Source organism: Vibrio sp. 1CM8B (assembly GCF_023161685.1).
Lineage (GTDB): Bacteria > Pseudomonadota > Gammaproteobacteria > Enterobacterales > Vibrionaceae > Vibrio > Vibrio coralliirubri.
This window is the reverse complement of record NZ_JALNTU010000003.1, coordinates 1-19,327: the sequence shown is the minus strand read 5'-3', so window position 1 is coordinate 19,327 and position 19,327 is coordinate 1. Positions and strand designations below refer to the sequence as shown.

Below are 19,327 nucleotides of genomic sequence, written 5' to 3'. Positions count from 1 at the left end.
TTTGTATCATAAGCAAGTATGCATCAATGCCATGCTTACTTTAGCGCTTTTAATTCAATGGGTTCTGCAGTGCAATAAAGCGTTCAACGTAGGCATCTGTCGCTGTCATGATCGACTTTTTCACTTCCATGATCTGTTTTGAGTGTGGATTCCATAGAGCAAACGAGAATTTCATTCCCATCTTCAGTTGGTCTAACTCCAGTGTTTCCAAGCTTTCAGTTACATAGGGTGATTCTGACAACACCTTGGGTAGCCACGCCCAACCGAGCTCGTCTTGAACCAACTTTATAACCAAGGCAAGTTGATCAACTTCTTCGTGTATCGCTGATACTAAGAGCTTTTCTTTGAGGCCTTCATCTTTAAACGCACTCAAAACGAACTGACGTGTGCTGCGTAAAGCGGTTAATGCTTCTGTTGGCGAAAGCTGGGAGAGTTTGCCTCCTTTTTTCACAAACGGCAAAAACTCGATATGGCCAATAAAGGTCGAGTCCTTACTGTACATACCTTTGCCTTTGTCGATCATCACCAAGCCAAAGTGAATATCACCACTTGCTAAGCCTTGTTCAATCTGGCTCTTTGTTCTCACCAGAAAGTTAACCTTCATGTTTGGAAAGTCTTGGTCTAGTTGGGCTCGTATGGAAGAGAGCAGGCGATGTGGAGTCATACTTGGATAGGCAAAATTGATGCTTTCCAGTCCACCGTAAGAGAGGCTTAGTGCGATATTATCGAAGATACGAGATTGCTCTATCGCAGACTTAGCGTAGTGATAAAGAAGCTTACCATCTTCAGTCGGTTCTACTGTGCGACCTATGCGCTCAAATAGCTCAACAGCTAGCACGTCTTCAAGGTTATTGATGACTTGGCCAGTGGTTGTACGGTGTTTGTTTAATCGGGCTGCAGCCTTGCTGAATGAACGCTCTTCGTAAACGGTCACAAAGGCGAGTAACTGTTCAATACTAAAATTCATACGTTGTACTCAATTGTTAGTCCATTAAGTATAACGTATCAGATATTCGTAGGATTAGGTAATTCATATGCCCAACTATGATGTGCGTAGTAGTTGGGCAGAATAGGTATTTGGGGGGAGGTTGGAGCGTAGCGGTACAGGAGTTTGTTATTGATAGGGTGCGATTTCGATATCAATCATTTGATAACCCGTATCGGCAACGTCTGTCGAGGTATCTTTCGTTCTCAGGGTTCCCGTCAAATACACCGTATCCCATAACCCTTGTGCGCTCACATTTTTAGGAGAGTTTACATAGATGATTTGATTGGTCGGCGGTGGCGGTACGTGTATGCAGGCACCGTAATAAGGAACCAACAAAAACTCAGTAGCGATCTCATCATCACCTTCAAGAGGAATGATGAATCCCGGAATCTTAACACGTTGCCCATCAAGCTCTTTTCTTACTGAGCCTAACTTATTTTGTTCTGGCATATCCCAAGAATGTTCGGCGAGGAAAGGCTGTGTCGCTTCTCTGATCATGGCTTGTTCTTGCGCTGGTACAAGATCAATCCACTCTATTTCCTGGGTGTCTGCCTGAACGGAGAACGCGCTAAAAAGTGCGACTGATAGTCCAAGTGTTGTTAGCTTTTTCATGTTGCCTCTTTAATATCTTTGCTGTTGGGGATGCAAGCGATATTAAAGTGGTATGGATCATCAAACGAATCATCAATGATGGATCAAACTCGTCCTTATTGTGGTTGTTGATCGAGGGGATTAGGGAATATCAACAGAGCAACTGAATTTATTATTTGGACGTGTTACATCCGTCCAAGTGGAGTTTTAGATAGATCAGTTCCATTCAATAATATCGGTGTACGGAAACGAGGGCGAACAGTTCGCTCATTCATAGGAGGGTGATAACTTAACTTACACAGGTATATATGATGATTAACCGCAAAACACTTTCACTATCTATTCTTTCAATTGCAGCGACAGCGCCTTTATTAGCAGCAGCGCCTCTATTCGCTGCAGAGTCTGAGCCGAACCCGTCAGACTTAACGGAAACGAGCACTTCAGCGTATTTTGGTATGAGTAACCAAGGCGATGTAAAGGGCTCAATATCTGGCGACTTTCATTTTGATAATGGGCAGACAGGCATGCTCACCGTCGAAGGAACGATGACTCAACAGGGGAAATATTCTGACAGTCGAGTTCAGTATTTCCATGTTTTTTCAACAGAGAACAAAATTGTTCCAAGAGCTGCGCTATCGCTCGACGTTATTGATAACTCGATGTTTACTTCTGCGTCATTGGGCGGAGTTGCAGCGATTGATACCGGGGTGAAAGGACTCCAGCTATTCCCGCGCTTAGGTGTATTGGCAGGTGAATATTCTGATGCGTCAGTGTTGTCGTTTGATGCTGACAAGAAAGAAGCGATCGGCGGATCAGCCGCTTTCTATATGATGTATCAGTTGGGTGAAGATGGTACCTACATCGGCGCATGGCCAGAGTACAATTACTTAAACGGTGATATTGAAACGTCTATGCTTAAATCAACATTAATGATTGCGACGCCTTTCTCTAACGATAAAACTCGATGGGGGCAGTTAAGAGTCGATAACACCACTGGTTATATGCAATCCCAAACTCGCTCTATTGATATCGACGATACGGTTGTTTGGGCTAACTACAAATTCTATTTCTAACTTTTGATGTATAACCGGAAAGGCAGCGCTAATAGCGCTGCCTTTTTTCGTTTGTGGCGTGACTAATTGAGTCGCGTAACCCGCTAACTTTCACACGAATTTAAGAAAATTAAATAATTTCAAAAATACTATCATCAAAGTAAGCCGTGTTTAGATGTGGGTTCTTAACAATATCAATAACTTACTCTACTCGATGAGATTTGGATGTGTTGAGTCCGTCCTATGTGATTTATCAGACTGACAAAGTTCATCAATAATGCGAATCAAAGAGGCGGACAACGCTGACTTAATTTACTTATTTACCTTTGGAGTCAACATTATGAACAAGCAAATCAAAGCTACTCAAATCAAACGTACGGCCCTAGCAATGCTGGTGGCAATGTCACCAAGTGTCTTCGCTTACGATCTCGTTATCATGAATGGTCGAGTTATGGACCCTGAAACGGGCTATGACCAAGTTGCCAATGTCGCAGTTGAAGATGGAAAGATCGTCGCTATCACTGGCGATGCTATCGAAGGCGATAAAATGATTGATGCGGAAGGGCTGGTTGTCGCACCTGGTTTTATTGATACTCACTCACACGTTGTTGCGATTCCAGTCATGCAAAAGCTACAACTACGTAGTGGTGTTACAACGCCATTGGCTCTAGAAGTTGGCGCTTATCCAGTGAGTGATTGGTATCAACGATTGGAAGGCCGTTCACAAACGAACTTTGGTGCGAGCGTGTCATCTGCGGGTATTCGTACCAAAGTCTTTAACGACGATTACCACACACGCACGGGTACAATGATTAACGATATTTTTGATACCGAAGAGGCAAAAGCGTCGAAGATTTCAGGTGATTCAATGACTAAGATTGCATCAAGAGAGCAAATAGAAACGATTTCTGAAATGGTCGATAAAGAGCTAAAAGATGGCGGTTTAGGTATCGGTGTTCCAGTGGGTTACATGTCTAAAGCGGCAACGACCATCGAAACTAAAGAGTGGCAGAGACTTGCGGGTGAATACGGTGTTCCAACGTTTTTGCACGGCCGATTCTCCAGCCAACTTCCACCAACATCGGGCTTAATTGGTATTGAAGAGATGCTATCTGGAGTGGGTATTTATGGTGGTGGGTTGTTGGTTCAGCACATGCACCAGCAAACTCTCAATGAAACACCGGTCGCACTTAAGATGCTGGATGATGCAAAAGCAAAAGGCATGAACGTCGCAGCAGAGATCTACCCATATAACTATGGTGCAACCATTGCAGCGGCTGACTACCTAGAGCCAGAAAACTACCAGCGTAATATGGCACGAGATTACTCAGATATTATTGAAACAGAAACAATGAAACCTCTAACCAAAGAGCGATACGAGCAATTACTAAAAGAGAACCCTCAAGCGAGTGTTATGTTCTACGGTGCAACGGATCAAGACCTTAAAAACGCGCTCGCTCATGAGTCAACAATTGTCGGTAGTGATGCTTTCCCACTGATGAAAGAGAACGGAATGATGGCTTACAGCTGGAATACGTCTTATGAAGGTCTACAAGGGCACCCAAGAGCCGCTGGTACTCAAGCTCGAGTATTGAAAATGGTTCGTGAGGACAACCTGATGCCATTGATGTCTGCGGTTTCTAAAATGTCTTACATGCCAGCTAAGTTCTTGCAAGACAATGGTATTAACCAAATGAGCCAAAAGGGTCGTATTCAAGTGGGCGCTGATGCTGACATCACGATGTTTGATCCTGAAACGGTAACGGACAACTCGACACTTAAAGAACCAGGTTTGCCATCAACAGGTATCCCTTATGTTGTGGTTAACGGTACAGTAGTCGTAGAAGACTCTAAAGTGCTGCCAAATGTTTACCCGGGTAAAGCGGTGCGTAATAGCGTTACCAAATAAAACTACCTAAACAAACGTTAATAAAAGCAGACGCGACAACTTCGGTTTCACGTCTGTTTTTTTATCACCAAATTAGCATCTAAAAGGTCATCAAATGTTCGTAACAACCACGGAACTCATAAATACTATCTCTGTCCTTGGCACTGCTGCCTTCGCGTTCTCTGCGGTTTTGGCAGCGAGTGAAAAAAAGACGGATATTTTCACGGTGGTGGTATTGGGTGTAATCACAGCAGTAGGGGGAGGCAGCACACGTGATGTATTGCTCGATGTGACCGTGTTTTGGTCAAAGGAACTGTATTATGTCTGGATTGCGGTTGTGAGTAGCTTAATCGGCTTTATCTGTGTTTCGTTTTTGAAGAAGCGGTGGTTTCATACGATCAACCTTTATGTCGATGCAATTGCTATCGCCATGTTTGCGATTCAAGGTACTGAAAAAGCATGGAGCTTAGGTTTCGGGCTACCGCTAGGTCCAATCATGTTGGGTATTATTACGGCCGTGGGAGGAGGGGTTATAAGGGACGTATTGATTCAACGTCCGACGCTACTGTTATCAAAAGAGCTTTACGCAATCCCTGTTGCATTAGGGTGTACATTACATGCGACTACACTGGTGTTGCTGCCACAATATACCGATGTGAGTGCGATTGTTTCTATTGCCCTTGTTATTTACATACGTCACCTGTCGATTAGTAAACAACTTGCTGTTCCAAAATGGGCGACATTGAATCCAGTTTAAAACCAGTTTCCGTTTTATTTCACTGGCATTGATCGTTTTCTTTACTCGACTCAAGACAGCATGATACGTTCATGATCAATTATGTTGGGTTATAGAAAAGGACAGTCCAATGTCATTAGAAAGTGCGATTACATTCTTTATTGCCATGTTTATATTTGGTATTACGCCGGGGCCTGGCGTATTTGCCATTTTAGCTCGTGCTATGGTTCAAGGATGGCGAAAGTGCGTCACGCTTTCGTTAGGTATGATATGCAGTGATCTTATTTACCTTGCGCTTGCCTGTTTCGGTCTAGCAACGATTGCCGAGAATTGGTCGATTGCGTTTGAGGTGATTCGCTACGTTGGTGCAGCTTATTTGATTTACTTGGGCTACAAGATGTTTAAGAGCCTGCCTGAAGTGCAAGGCTCTGCGGAGCTTGCGGCCAAACAGAGTCAGAAATCTGAACTCGCGAGTTTCGCGCAAGGCTTTTTGATTTCAGCATCAAACCCTAAAGTGATTCTGTTTTATATTTCGTTCTTGCCGACTTTCATTGATCTGACTGTTCTGCGCTCACAAGATATTGTCTTGGTTTCTGCGCTAGCATCTGTTGCTCTAATGTCCGGTTTAATGCTTATCGCTGTAGGCGCGGGCAGAATGGCAGGTTTGTTGAAAACGCCACGCGCACATAAAAGGTTAAACCAAAGTGCTGGTGGAATAATGATTGCTGCTGGCTCATATTTGGCGATAAATCGATAAATACGATTCTTTAAACAGAAAGGCGAACCGATGAGTTCGCCTTTTTAGTTGCGTATAAGTGACATCGTTTAAACAGAGACTTGTTTGTTAGTCACAATGGTGCAATTATTTAACGAGTGATATTACTCGGATGCATGTCTTATGATGACTATCGAACAACAGCTTTCTCGGTTGGACCTAAACTTATTAGTGTCGTTAAGTGTTTTAATCAAAGAGAGGAACGTAACGCGAGCTGCCAATACTTTGTATCTGTCTCAGCCTGCGATGAGTCGTACCTTAAGTCGTTTGCGAGAGTTGTTTGATGACCCACTGTTCTATCGAGAGTCTAATGGCTTAGTGCCGACGCAAAAAGCGCTAGAACTGCAAGCACCTTTAGAAGAGTTGCTATTGGCGATGCGAAGCCTAGTAACGAAATCTGCGTTTGATCCTGCTGAATGTGTTCAAACCTTTGTTGTCTCTGTACCGCCATTAATGAGTCGGATGCTTTCTGTGCCCCTTGCTGAACGCTTCATGCACGATGCGCCAAACGCCAGTCTTATCGAATATCCGATTGCAAAAACGCCTACTAGCCAACTGCTGTCACGAGATGTGGATTTTACCATTCACATCGAAGCCCCGAGTAATCCAATCGAATTTCCATACGTGAGTCTTGGCCAGATCTATCCGGTATTTTATGTTTCTGAACATCACCCTTTAGCGAAAGCGAAAAATGTCACGCTTGAGCAGTGCCTCGAATCTCGTTTTGTCGATCTCACGCTCGATATTCGCTCGAATTACGGGCTGCAACACCCTGTAGATACTTACTTAGTTAAGAATGGAATGCAGAGAGATATTGCATTTAAAAGCGGACAGCTTCTTACTTTGGTGGAAGTGATGCAGAGTTCGAATACAATTTTGGTTGCGACCCACAAATTGACGGAACTAGAGGGAATAGGCGACAAGATAGTGCCAATATTCTCTCTAGATAATGTTCCCGAGTTAATGTTCGAACTGTTTTTGATTGAGCATAAAAGAACCGTTACCAGCCCAGCCCATCAATGGTTCAAGAACTTAGTCGTGTCCGTTATTGAAGACGTTGTTTGTGATAGTTGAGCCAACGTCTTTCTAATACCGCAGCTTAGTTAAGTAGACCGATTAGTTAAGTTCACCGCTTAGTTCAGATTCCAATTAAAACTAAATGGTGTTCTTCGTGTTTTGGGCGAGTCATTGATGGCTTTTAACAGTGTTTTGGCTTCTGTTAGTGAAACAGAGAGGGAGGAAGAAACTGAGCCTTCAGTATTTTTTGCGTAGCCAAGCTTCAATAACTTCTTCCAAATGTCGTTTGAGTCAGAATCTAGAGGCAGTTGAAGCGTGCCTTTCGACAAGGTTTTTCGCCCCGTAATCTCATAGACAGTTTGCACCGCTTTGCTGTACTGCTTTTCTTCAACGTGTCGACAAAATTTAATACTCAACTTTTTGGTATTCAATTGCTGGCGTGCGAAAAAATAACGTTTTAAATCAATAAAATGCTTTCCGACTAGGCGAGCAATCGCAGCAAGGAATATTCCCGCAATGACCAAGTAATACCAATATTGGCTTAGCCAATTCGATAAGGTTTGAGCCCCGTCGCTCGATCCTAAAGTGTTGCTTAGTGAGTCTAATAACTTTGCGTCACCGACTTGAAGCGTTTGCTGCTCTACAGTTAACGATTCCAGCTGATTGGTCTTTGTGTTCCACCATGTCATGGTCTGTTTTGGTAAGACGACTTTCCCTTGTTCTTGAAGAATTAACGTTACCTGTTGTTTGAGTGTCGCGGTATTGCTTTTATTCAGGCGATTAAACACGTTTTCTTTGACTGCTGGCTTGCGATACAACTCAACGCCGGAAATGTCTGGGATATTGATCTCCGGCAGCAACATCATGTGTGAATTTGCCACGCTCAACGTATACGTGGCAGTGACCGCGTGGCCAACTTCGAACTCGTCGGTTAACGGACGATCGGTTGATATTGAAAGCTCAGCATTTGGGCTCACAATCAACGCGTCTGTATCAATGTTGCTCACGGGCATTTGGGATGTAAAGTTAATGGGTTGCGATTGGATCGCACCTTCAACAACGTTGTCGCTAGTAAGCTCTACACTAACAGGGATGCTCAATTCAGGAACAGTAAACTCGCCAGCTTGCATTGGGTACAAGTAATAGCGTGCTTTTTGTGTAAACCACTTAATTCCTTCAATTGTGTGTGCTGAACGAGCGACTTTCTGCTCATCTTTCTTTACGACCGTGTTGGGTATATCTAAGTAAGGTAATGCCAACTCTTCTTGAAAGGGGCGGGTACTCAATACTTCAACGTCGAGTGCGACTTGTTGTTTCACAGCGACATCTTGAGCTTTAATTTCAACGTTCAGCTTCAGTTCACCGTCACTGACAAGCTGGGCTAGGTTAGTAGCACTGGCAGGCATTGAAGTTAAAAGCATCATCGCGGATAAGACAGCAAACCAATATTTTAGAAGATCGAATGCTCGGATTGTCGATTTAGTTTTGTTCATTGCTGTATTCCTGCTGAAATTTTTGTCTTAGAAACTTAGATGGATTTTGTCTGACCTGTTTTAGCCAAACTTGGTCAGAGATCACGAGCTCCTTCTGACTCCCTTCTTTTGGTTCGTCGTCGACCAATTTCCTATCATCAATGACTTTTTCTGAATCTTGTTTTGTCGGTGGTGTGTTCTTAATCTTCTCTATCGCAGCTTCCACAACGGCTAAGTTGTTTGTCGCTTGTTCTGAATACGTTTCGTTGTTCAACAGTTCGTTGTAAAGCGCCGTGGCTTTATCAAATTGAGCTGTATGAGCGTAGCTGTTCGCAATGATTAACTTAGCGAAATCAGTCAGCTCTGCCGGTTCGCCACCTTGTTTACTCTTTTGTGGGCTTAATTGGTCAATCGCGCCAAGGAAATCACCTGACAAATAACGACTGTAGGCTTTCCATGTTGGATCATCGTACAGAGCGGCACTTTGCGCGTAGTTACCTTGCTTGAACTCGACATAAGCGTGTTGATCGTTGGATAGCCAAAAATCAAAAAATGAGTGCTTATCGGCAATTCCCCAAATCAGATTTCCTGCAATAAGCACAAGCAACAAGTGCATTGGCTTAAGTTTGGATAACCAAGCTAAACGACTGGATTGGTTCGGAGTCGAAGAGGTTGGCTTCGTCAGATTACCGAACTCATAATTCACTACCTGTTTATTATTTACCACTGTAGCGTCCACCCTTTTCTAAACCACATCAATTGAATCGGCAGTAACAAGAACAGCAACCAATAGCCCGCGTCTAACCAAGGTAGGGCGTTATCGCTGACCGCAAACAGGTTGTTTTGAATGCCTTGATAAACCGCTTCTACATCGCTAGCGTCGTGGGTGAATGAAACCATGTTTCCATGACCTGCTTGCGCCAGTTGTGACAGTGAAGCCAGTTGAGTTTCTGTTAAACCTGCCGTGCCATTTCCGCCACTTTGTGGGTTTTCACCCATCGCCCAAACGATCACTTGGTGTTGCTGTTGTTCAAACGCTTTAGTGAATTCTTTTATCGCTTGGTCATTGGTCTTGTCCGTCAATATCAAAACCGTTGATGGTGCTTTTGCTTGTGAGATTAGCTCGAGCGTTGGCTTTAACACCGAAGCCGGTCTGCTCTCGTTATCTGGCAGCAAGCTTCCATCCAATACATCGAGGAAGTATCGCGTTAACTCTTTGTCTTTAGTGACAGGCATAGCGACATGGGCACTGCCGCCGTATATGACTAAACCAGTTTTTGCGTCACCTCGCAGTTCAACGAGCTGATTGATCTTCTGTTTTGCGCGCTCTAATCGTGACGGCTGAATGTCGGTTTTATTCATTGAATCAGAGACATCCAAGGCGATCACCAGCTCGGAATTGTCTTCAAAAAATGGTGAAGGTTGTTGCTGCCAGGTTGGACCCGCCATAATGAGCGTGGCGAGAACCGCAAACACCAAAAACAATCGATTAGGAGAAACCATACGCGCTCGATTTTGGTTGAGAGACAGATGTTCCACCATGTTTTTAGACATCACAGGTTGCCACTGCGCGACCAAATCCTCTTGTTGAACGAGTGCGCGATAAAACAACACGAACGGGACCAGTGCTAACAACCACAATGGGCGCATGAAATGAAACTGGGTGATATCGCCACCAAACAATGTATTAAAATCAGTCATTGGTTAGCTCCTCTCTACGGCGAATAACGCGCTTTATTTCTTTTCTACGACGCAGATTTGCACCAAACACGATTAAGGCAGCGAATAGGTTGCTCACCAGACACACGCCAAATGCATAGTGGTGCAAGCTGTGTTTTGGACGGTGAGATAAAAGCTCGAACTCTTGCTGTTCTAGTTCATCTATCGTTGCGTAAGCTTGTTCGAGTTGCTTTCGGTCCATGGCATGAAACATCTGCCCGCCAGTTGCGGCTGATACCTTCTCCAATGTTGGAAGATCCATCTTGTAGCGACCTTTGGTACTCGGGTCACCAATAGCAATGGTGTAAATCTTCACGCCATATTTGGCTGCGATTTCCGCGGCTTTGACAGGAGGCATTTTCGAGCTTGTGTCATCACCATCGGTTAGCAGGATCATCACTCTTTGGCGGCTCTGTTCTTGTTCGAATACGGCAATTGATAAGCCAATCGCATCGCCAAAAGCAGTTTGAAATCCGGCGTAACCAAGCTCAACGTCTTCGAGTAGCGATTGCCACACGTCAATATCTTCAGTAAAGGGCGCTTGAACATACGCAGAGTCGGCAAACAAGATTAACCCTAAGCGGTCATGTTCTCGCTGGGCTGCGAACTCTCGCAATACCTGCTTTGCAATGGTTAAACGGTCGTGTTTGTTGCCTTGTTTATCGGCAAAGTCTTCTTCTGACATCGAACCTGACAGATCCAGTGCGACCATAATTTCACGAGCGGATTTCTTTTGTTCGATTGGTTCGCCTACCCACATCGGTTTCGCAATCGCGACGACTAAAGCGAGATAGCTGATAATGACCAATAGCCATTGCACTTTACGACGGCTCATCTTAACCGCGGTTTCAGAGGGCTCCTGTGAAGAGATGGCAATCAGGCGATCAAAAAAGGGTACTTGAATCGCGCTTTTTGACTCTTTGTAAACAGGCAATAACCAATACACGGCAAAAGGTAAACAGAGCAGTACAAACGCTATCGGGTATTCAAATTCAATCATGTGACACCTCGTGATGCTTTATCCAAAGTGCAACGTTCTCCATGATGGCGTTTCGTTTGTCTTCCGTTAATGTCGCTGCTGAAGAGTAGGCGAGTTGAGCAAGTACGCCTGAAAGTTCTAATGTAGAGAACTCGGTTGAAAATTGGCGATTAGTGCAATGGTCGTCTAACCATTTTTCCCAATCTGTACCAGTTAAAGGGGCGACCTCTGTACGAGGAAAGGCGTACAATGCGGTTCTTCGTAGCAGTTGTGGTAGCTTTTGAAATGATGAAATGTCGCCAGACTGAGCCTCCAAAGAGAGTTGCTCGAGTTCTACCAAGGCAGCGCGTCGGTATGTGTTTGCTAGGTACTTTTGAATAACTAAATAGACACGATATAAAGCGAAGCAAAACAGCAACAAGAGCAGCCAGTACCAGCCTGGTGCATTCGGTAGCCACGAGATACTTTCTGGCAAAGAAGGCTCAGACAAAGAGGCCATCAATGGATTCACGTTCTCTGGCTGTAAAGGCTCAAGCCCAGTGTTAATCGTCATAGTCTGCATTCTCAGTTATTTAACTCGCGCCGAGTGCTTTTCTAAGCTGAACATCGGTTGGATCGACGGTGTTGAAGGGCAATACAGGGATTCGATATTTCTTCGCCACTGCCGTGAAATTATCTATGGCTTTAAGCACATCTTTGGCAAACGCATCGCGTAACTGTACTTCTTGGCCTGATACGGATAATTGCAATTGCCCGTCGCTGAGTACCATCTTATTAAGCGTGGCTAAATCATGCTCAAGAGGGTCGGTAACATGACACAACACCACATCGTTGTGCTGACACAAAGCCTTGATTTGTTCTTCGCTACGTTCGTTATAGCCGTAGCCATCGGTAATCAAAATCACTAACCCATCGTGCTTAACCAACCTCTGCGCCTGATGAAACAATTTAGCGAACGAATTGGATTGTGTGTCTTGCGCCTTTCCCGCTTTGAGCTGCTGATTCTTACTCGCAATCTCATTGAGTATTTTGAGTACGTGATTTGTGCTGCGTTGCGGTGAAATAGGCAGAGCAGTGCTGTCGTTATAAATAATGGCGCCCACACGATCGGTACTGTCTATGACTTTCCAAGCGATCAAAGCTGCGATTTCTGCAGCAACTACAGATTTCATTCGACCTGTGCTGCCAAAGAACATGCTAGTGCGCTGATCGACCATGACATAAACGTTACGCTCGCGCTCTTCAGAGAATATTTTGACGTGTGGCTTGCCCGTTCTATTGGTCACTTTCCAATCCATAGTGCGAATATCGTCACCAATCTGGTAGTGACGCATCTCTTCAAAGTTCAACCCACGTCCACGTAGCTTCGAAACATGGCGACCTGTTAACGCACTGTTGATTGGCTGATTAGGCAGAAAGTCAAAGCCATGCGCTTTGTATTTCAACAATCGCAATGCCTTTAGATCGGTATAGATATCGGGATCAAGTGTTGGTTTCGTCTCCATGGTGACCTCTCGCGTTACGCTACTGCAACTTGAGACAAAATCTCATCGATAACTCGGTCTGAACTGATGCCTTCAGCCAGTGCATCGTAAGACAGAATCAGGCGGTGACGCAGAACCCCATGAACCACTTTACGAACATCATCAGGGTCGACAAAGTCCTTACCGTTTAGCCATGCCATCGCTCTTGAACATTTGTCTAACGCGATGGTTGCACGTGGGCTTGAACCAACACCAATCCACTGTGAAAGGGGAGATTCTGGGTACAACTCGGGTTGTCTTGTTGCCACCACAATCGCGACAATGTATTTAAGAACCGCGTCGCTACAATGTACGTCGCGCAGTTGATCACGAGCATCAAAAATACATTGAGGATCAATGGGTGCGGGCTTCTCAGTGCTTGGTTTTTCCTCACTTCGAACCATTTTAATGATCTGCTCTTCGGCATCCGCATCTGGATAATCGAGATTTATTTTCATGATAAATCTGTCCATTTGCGCTTCTGGCAGTGGGTATGTCCCTTCTTGTTCAACCGGGTTTTGTGTCGCTAAAACCATGAATAGGTCAGGCAGTTTGTAAGTCTTGCCAGCGACTGTGATTTGTCGCTCTTCCATCGCTTCTAACAATGCAGCTTGTACCTTTGCTGGGGAGCGGTTTATCTCGTCCGCCAGCAATAGATTGTTGAAAACTGGGCCCGGTTGGAAGGTAAGCGTCGGTTTGCCATCAACGTCTTGATAAACCTCTGTGCCTGTTACGTCCGAAGGAAGAAGATCCGGCGTAAATTGAACACGACCAAGGTCAACTTCTAGAGCAGAAGCCAATGATTTGATAGAACGAGTCTTTGCTGTTCCGGGTAATCCTTCTAACAGAACATTACCATTTGTAAGTAGCGCAACCAGTAATGTGTCGACCATATGCTGCTGGCCAATTACCGAGGATTCCATCTGCTGCTTTAGTTGGTTTATAGAGTCTAACGTTGGGTTCATTTGCTTACCTATTGACTAATTAATCAAGTGAGATTCAGGTCACCAGATGGCGAAAAGATAAATATTGTTAGTTAAAGCAACTATTTAAATCACCTTTGCTAAGGGTAGTCGAAAATAATTTCGACATACGCGATCAACATATCTTTGTTAAAGACTCACCTTGGAAATACTGAATTGCATGGTCTATAAATAGGCTACTGTATTGTTTGTATTTTAATCAAGAATAAAGGTTGATAAGTAACATTACTTCGCTGCATATCTCTTATACGGCGATGTCATTTGTGAATTTATGCTGCCTTGATAACATTGTTCACAAGTTGAGCGGTTAACAAACTAACTGTTCGAACAAAAACAAATGGACTATGTATTGATTTAGCGTTATCGATTTTATTAGAGGTCAACAATGAAAAAATTAGCATTAGTAGTTTTAGGTTTAAGCGCAGTTTCTCTTTCTTCTTACGCAGCCGAAGAAGTTTCAACTCTGACAGAGTTCTTCAATGCCGATGGTGAAGTGACTACCGTCGACAATTACGCGGTGTACGAAACGTCACGCCAATATTTGAAAAACCAAGAGCTTGTTGGCGTTAATAAATTCCTACACAAACGCGAACTCACGCCAACCGATAAACAGCCTGTGGTTCGAATGAACCGAGACACTTACTACTCAATGGCTGTGATTAACGTTTCACAAGGCGCGACGATTACGCTACCTGAGATTCCTGAAGGCAAATACATGTCGATGGAGGTGATTACAGAAGACCACCGCATTCAGCCAATGCAATACGGTTCTGGTACGTTTGATCTTTCTACTCACAGTGGCGACCACGTGTATGTCATCGTTCGTACTGATGCGACGTTCACCAAAGATGAAGTTCATAAAATCCAAGATCAGATGAGCATTGATGCAAAAGCAGACGGCGAATTCATGGCAATGCAAGTGGATGAGAAATCATTCGATGAGGTAGAGAAAAACCTTAAGATGGAAATGCCAAAACTACTAAAACGCGATGGTGCTCAGGCGACGTTTGGTATGTTTACCAGCCCTGAAGATGCTTCAAAAGAGATGTTTACCAAAGAGAAGTACGCAGTGGGTGCGGCTATCGGTTGGGGTGGCGCGCAGTTAGATGACAATATTTATGAAGTCTCTGGCAACTTCCCGGCAGACACTTGTCATCAGGCAACCTTTGATGACCCTAAAAACCAAGCGTTTTGGTCGGTAACTGTCTACAACAAGCAAGGTTTCATGTTTGGTGAAGTGGCGAACGTAAGCTCAAACACGGCTGAGAAAAATGCAGATGGCACTTACACAGTAAGCTTTGGTTGTGGTGATGATGCTGTAAACAACATCAAAACAGAAAACGACTCTGGTGTGTTTAACTTAGCTTTCCGTCATTACATTCCAAGCCAAAAAGTACGTGATGGATTCCGAGTGCTTCCTTACGTTAAAGCTGTGAACTAATGTTGCGATAGTCGTATAACGATTGATAGATACGTGCTATTACCCATGGTAGTAGCGCGTTTTTTTATGGGTTCTATTTTGTTTCTTGCTTTCTTAGGTGGAGAAACAGAAAGACCAAGTCAAAAAATGGTCTAACTTTGGTTATACGCAGCGTGCCTCAGTTCAAATAAATCAATTAAACCTTCTTCCATCGATACTTTCAGTTGCACCACGCATTTGTTCGAATTTAAACCCGCTGACACCTTATGTGACAACGCTTCCAGTTATCTTTGCAGCCTCTAGATAGAACAAACACCACATACCAATTTTATAAAAACTGATAGCCGTTGAGTTTTATGAATCCTAATCACGATGTATAGTTATTGATAGTTCATTCAGTAATTGTATCTGTAGTTGTCAGTTGATGTGGGTGTTATGAAGCAAAACGGCTTTACGTTAATGGAATTAATCGTTGTGATCGTGATAATCGGTATTATTGCTGTAACAGCAGCGCCGAGGTTTCTTAATATCCAAGAATCAGCAAGAGAAGCGGTACTTGAGGGTGTTGCGGGTGCAATGGAAGGAGTAATCACACAGGTAACGTCTAAAGCTATTATCGCTGGGCTTAACCCTGATGCATCAAACCCAGGAGATCAGAGCAACTATGTGATCGATTTTGGTATCGGCAGTGTTGAGGTTGACTGGGGCACACTTTGTCCGGAAAGCCGAGGGGAGTCGGGCGACAAATTGACGATGATCGATTTTATGACCTTATCAGATGATGACAGCTTAACTTCTGATTTTGGTAATCGACACACTGTGATTGGGTATGACTACGACTTTACCCAAGCTGAATTAGATAGCACGAACATAACGGATGCGGATCTAGAGACGCGCCAAGGTTGCTTTGTTCTTTATGACTCTTTTGGCCGAACAAATGGCAGCCAATGTCCTGATGAAGGATGTGAGTGTACAGTTCGTATTGTGAACAACAATTGTTAAACCGAATCCTGTAACTGATTTTTAGACTTCGAATAAAAAGCGCGTTATCGCCAATGGCAATAACGCGCTTTTTTGTATCAGTTTATTGGTTTCTCTTAATTTGCCGTTACCGCATCTGCTGGTGGCAAGTCACGTTTCTTAATCACGTAACGTAAGCGAAGTAGCATGAGAGCTGCTGACACACTTAAGCCCGTTAGAATACCAATCCAAAAGCCTTCTTCACCCATTGCAGGAACAATGTGATCTGTTAAGCCCAACACCATACCCAGTGGTAACGCTAAGCCCCAGTATGAAGCGATAGCTAAGATCATCGGGATCTTGGTATCTTTATAGCCACGCAGAGCACCATTTGCAGAGGTTTGCAGAGCATCACTGAATTGGTACATAGCGGTAAAGGTCAATAACACTGCCGCTGTTGCACTGATTACTGGGTCAGTGGTGTAAAGCCTAATGATTAATTCAGGGAACAGTAGGAACATCGCTACCGAAAGCAATGAGATTAATGCCGCCACCAAAATACCGACTTTACTGCGCTCAATCGCGCCAAGTTCATCTTTTTCACCCAAAGCGTGTCCAACACGAATCGTAATCCCAAACGAGATACTCATCGGGATCACATAAGTTAGGCTCGATATATTGAGAGCGATTTGCGCCGCTGCCACATTCTCGGCACCAATACGGCCGATCATCAATGCGATAACCGCAAAGATGCTGCCACATACCGCGATGTTCATTCCGATAGGCAAACCTAACCTTAGAAGGTGAAGCATCTCTTTTGCTTTTGGCTTAGCGTCTGTAAAACTAATAATCGTCTTGTAGTGGTGATGACCTTTAATGTAGGAATACAGCATGCCCGACATTAGCCAATACACCAAGCTTGTCGCCCAGCCACAACCCACAGCGCCCATTTCAGGGAAGCCAAACTTACCGTAGATAAGCACGTAGTTGACTGGAATGTTAATCAGCAAACCAATTACCGAAATGATCATCGGTACTTTGGTGTTGTTCATCCCTTCACAGAAGCCGTTCAAGGTGTAGAACAGAGCAATACCCGGTACACCAAAGGCTAGGGCAAACGCATAGTCACTGCCAATTGGGATGATCTCAGCGGCTACGCCAATCCATTCTAAGATTGGTTTAGCACTCACCAAGTAAGCGATAAGCAGTACGCTAGCAATTAATGCAAGCCATACCATTTGGAAAAACTCGACAGAGATACTCTGAAAGTCGCGAGCGCCACGGTGGTAAGCGACTACAGGCGTTAACGCCATAATCACACCACGTAACAACAGCAACACGGGAATCCAAAGGCTAGTGCCGAGTGCAATAGCGGCAAGATCAGCAGGGCTTACTTGGCCAGCCATTGTCGTATCGACAAATCCCATCGCTTGGGTAGCTATTTGAGTCAAAATGATTGGAACCGAAAGATGCATAAGCGCACCCGATTCACGAGTAAAAGGACGAAGTTTCGTTAGCATGGAAGTTCACAACACCAATATAAATACACGAATGATGGCAGGATGGCCGGTGTGCATTTTAGGATGTGCCCCGTTGGGCGGGCGACAATATAAACACCTTACCGTATAGGGTCAAGCATTGGATTGATTGAGCGTAATTTGACGATCCAGAGTAGCTACTTATCACAGTGCAGTTACAGTGTGATTGTACGCAACTTGTTGATTTTTATTTGAATCCTATTCAGTCCTTAAATTTCCTATTTGCTATGTTAATCACTAAGAAAACAGTATCGCTGATTGTTATGGACAAACCAAAGCTAGTACAATTGGTGGCATAATTAATTGGACAGAATTACTCTGTGTAACCGCTGTTAGGTATTTTGAGGTCAATTTTAAATTGTTGGATATAAATAAACCTGCTTGGAGTACTGATGAGATTCGACATGCGTATTTCAGAAATTTTTCGGAAACAGAACAAATTCTAAAGTGCACTGAGGGTGCGATATTGTGGCAAAGGCACGAAGAATTAATGGATTGTGTAACAGTATTGGAAGCATGCTACAACGATGTATTGAATAGCATTAACTCTTTTAGCCATGAAACAACAAAGTTAGACTTTTGGTATCCTGCTAATCAACAAAAGCTGGAACAAAAGCAGTTAGATGTTAGAAAGTCTATTTTTAGTGCATCTGCAGTAACAATGGCACTTGTTGATCATTTTAGACGGTTTTCACAAAAGTATTCCGTTGAAAAATCAAATGAAACACGCTTAGAGATCTTCGGTAACTCAGGCATACATGAGTTTATACAGGGACTAAGAAACTATATTCTTCATGTCAAGATTGTTGAAGCAAACTGGGTTATATCGAGAGACTTCAAAAAACAAACTAGGGACGTTAGCTTTTACTTCTATATTGATGATCTTAAAAAATACAAAGATTGGAAATCAGCTGCAAAACAATTTCTAGAGCATCATGGAGAGAAAGTCGATGTATATGAGACGTTCTTTAAGTATCTAGAGTGTGTAAAAAAGTACTATGCATGGCACAGAAATGCAGTACTAACTGAGTACAATGAACAAATCCAACGTCATCTTTCTTATGAGAATGTACTCAACGGAATCAGAAGTGATACGAGATGGGGTTTCATTGTTGCTAACCTCAAAACACGTCAAGAGTTACTGTCTACGCTTACTAAGTACCTATCAAAAGAACAGTTAAGACTTGTTTTAGCTTGTGAGGGTGGGTCTCCTCAGCAGCTTGATATGGTTTTGTCAGTTACTGACACATTTGATGCGTTCAGCGACCAACTAAAAGAGAAGTTTAGTGACTCGCTAGTAAATGCCTGAAAAAACGATTTCAAGAACAACTTTGATCGACGTATAGAGTTGTCGTTTTTAAAGCAGATCCTACTGCCACAAAGCCAGTAGAAACACAAATAACCCAATCCCAAACGTGACTTTTAGAAGTAAGCCAAGAGGGGCACCACCTTTTGGCGCTTTGTTACAACATCCCATAATTGATTCCTAATTCAGTGTTGGTTTAGTTCAACCTTAAACCTTTCCCTTACGGTAAGGTCAATGCCTTTGTTTACCTTGAATTTCAGACAACAAAAAGGCGAACCATTTGGTTCGCCTTTTTGTTATGTTTTGTCCCGTCCTGAAATGTGTTTACACATTGAGGACGAATTATGACTACTTCAAATAATACCTACATTAAGCGCACT

Annotated in this window: 18 protein-coding genes; 8 read left to right on the top strand and 10 right to left on the bottom strand. The window is 43.7% G+C overall.

Features of this window, described 5'->3' with window-relative positions; genetic code table 11:
* Window positions 1-49: 49 nt before the first annotated feature.
* Window positions 50-967, bottom strand: coding sequence for a LysR family transcriptional regulator (locus tag MSG36_RS06695; RefSeq protein WP_048612554.1), 918 nt, complete (start codon window positions 965-967; stop codon window positions 50-52).
* A gap of 147 nt (window positions 968-1,114) precedes the next feature.
* Window positions 1,115-1,600, bottom strand: coding sequence for a DUF3299 domain-containing protein (locus tag MSG36_RS06690; protein WP_248366793.1), 486 nt, complete (start codon window positions 1,598-1,600; stop codon window positions 1,115-1,117).
* 290 nt (window positions 1,601-1,890) lie between these two features.
* Here MSG36_RS06690 and MSG36_RS06685 point away from each other — a divergent pair, with 290 nt between their 5' ends.
* The 5 genes from MSG36_RS06685 (at window position 1,891) to MSG36_RS06665 (ending at window position 7,104) form a co-directional block, all read left to right on the top strand.
* Window positions 1,891-2,652, top strand: coding sequence for a hypothetical protein (locus MSG36_RS06685; protein WP_050646396.1), 762 nt, complete (start codon window positions 1,891-1,893; stop codon window positions 2,650-2,652).
* A 319-nt stretch (window positions 2,653-2,971) separates the two neighbouring features.
* Window positions 2,972-4,540, top strand: a complete 1,569-nt coding sequence (locus MSG36_RS06680) for an amidohydrolase family protein (RefSeq protein WP_086969395.1) — start codon at window positions 2,972-2,974, stop codon at window positions 4,538-4,540.
* A 94-nt stretch (window positions 4,541-4,634) separates the two neighbouring features.
* Window positions 4,635-5,276, top strand: a complete 642-nt coding sequence (locus MSG36_RS06675) for a trimeric intracellular cation channel family protein (protein ID WP_086967941.1) — start codon at window positions 4,635-4,637, stop codon at window positions 5,274-5,276.
* Window positions 5,277-5,385: 109 nt separating this feature from the next.
* Window positions 5,386-6,012: a LysE family translocator gene (locus tag MSG36_RS06670; protein ID WP_048615283.1), complete on the top strand. Its 627-nt coding sequence runs from the start codon at window positions 5,386-5,388 to the stop codon at window positions 6,010-6,012.
* Between the two features lie 141 nt (window positions 6,013-6,153).
* The gene (locus MSG36_RS06665; RefSeq protein ID WP_054541129.1) at window positions 6,154-7,104 is read left to right on the top strand and encodes a LysR family transcriptional regulator; all 951 of its coding nucleotides are present in this window, start codon (window positions 6,154-6,156) and stop codon (window positions 7,102-7,104) included.
* A 59-nt stretch (window positions 7,105-7,163) separates the two neighbouring features.
* Here the strand turns inward: MSG36_RS06665 and MSG36_RS06660 are convergent, their stop codons facing one another.
* The 7 genes from MSG36_RS06660 to MSG36_RS06630 are packed head-to-tail and all read right to left on the bottom strand — an operon-like array spanning window position 7,164 to window position 13,705.
* Window positions 7,164-8,540 (bottom strand): BatD family protein, encoded by a 1,377-nt coding sequence (locus tag MSG36_RS06660; protein ID WP_248366790.1) that lies wholly within the window; start codon window positions 8,538-8,540, stop codon window positions 7,164-7,166.
* The gene (locus tag MSG36_RS06655; protein WP_248366787.1) at window positions 8,527-9,246 is read right to left on the bottom strand and encodes a hypothetical protein; all 720 of its coding nucleotides are present in this window, start codon (window positions 9,244-9,246) and stop codon (window positions 8,527-8,529) included. The genes MSG36_RS06660 and MSG36_RS06655 overlap by 14 nt, the downstream gene beginning before the upstream one ends.
* Window positions 9,240-10,220: a VWA domain-containing protein gene (locus tag MSG36_RS06650; protein WP_248366784.1), complete on the bottom strand. Its 981-nt coding sequence runs from the start codon at window positions 10,218-10,220 to the stop codon at window positions 9,240-9,242. Before MSG36_RS06650 ends, MSG36_RS06655 begins: the two co-directional genes overlap by 7 nt.
* Complete coding sequence (locus MSG36_RS06645) at window positions 10,213-11,238, bottom strand: VWA domain-containing protein (protein ID WP_248366781.1); 1,026 nt, start codon at window positions 11,236-11,238, stop codon at window positions 10,213-10,215. Before MSG36_RS06645 ends, MSG36_RS06650 begins: the two co-directional genes overlap by 8 nt.
* The gene (locus tag MSG36_RS06640) at window positions 11,231-11,770 is read right to left on the bottom strand and encodes a DUF4381 domain-containing protein (RefSeq protein WP_248366779.1); all 540 of its coding nucleotides are present in this window, start codon (window positions 11,768-11,770) and stop codon (window positions 11,231-11,233) included. The genes MSG36_RS06645 and MSG36_RS06640 overlap by 8 nt, the downstream gene beginning before the upstream one ends.
* A 19-nt stretch (window positions 11,771-11,789) precedes the next feature.
* Complete coding sequence (locus tag MSG36_RS06635; RefSeq protein WP_248366777.1) at window positions 11,790-12,722, bottom strand: DUF58 domain-containing protein; 933 nt, start codon at window positions 12,720-12,722, stop codon at window positions 11,790-11,792.
* Between the two features lie 14 nt (window positions 12,723-12,736).
* Window positions 12,737-13,705 (bottom strand): MoxR family ATPase, encoded by a 969-nt coding sequence (locus MSG36_RS06630; protein ID WP_248366775.1) that lies wholly within the window; start codon window positions 13,703-13,705, stop codon window positions 12,737-12,739.
* Between the two features lie 403 nt (window positions 13,706-14,108).
* Between MSG36_RS06630 and MSG36_RS06625 the strand changes: the two genes are divergently transcribed.
* Together MSG36_RS06625 and MSG36_RS06620 are read left to right on the top strand one after the other, a co-directional pair.
* Entirely contained in the window at window positions 14,109-15,164 is a 1,056-nt protein-coding gene (locus MSG36_RS06625; RefSeq protein WP_050646387.1) for a DUF1254 domain-containing protein, read from the top strand.
* 438 nt (window positions 15,165-15,602) lie between these two features.
* Complete coding sequence (locus MSG36_RS06620; protein ID WP_248366773.1) at window positions 15,603-16,145, top strand: MSHA biogenesis protein MshA; 543 nt, start codon at window positions 15,603-15,605, stop codon at window positions 16,143-16,145.
* A 95-nt stretch (window positions 16,146-16,240) separates the two neighbouring features.
* Here the strand turns inward: MSG36_RS06620 and MSG36_RS06615 are convergent, their stop codons facing one another.
* Window positions 16,241-17,623, bottom strand: a complete 1,383-nt coding sequence (locus tag MSG36_RS06615) for an MATE family efflux transporter (protein WP_116870692.1) — start codon at window positions 17,621-17,623, stop codon at window positions 16,241-16,243.
* 508 nt (window positions 17,624-18,131) lie between these two features.
* Between MSG36_RS06615 and MSG36_RS06610 the strand changes: the two genes are divergently transcribed.
* Entirely contained in the window at window positions 18,132-18,950 is an 819-nt protein-coding gene (locus tag MSG36_RS06610; protein ID WP_248366770.1) for a hypothetical protein, read from the top strand.
* The last annotated feature ends 377 nt before the right edge of the window (window positions 18,951-19,327 follow it).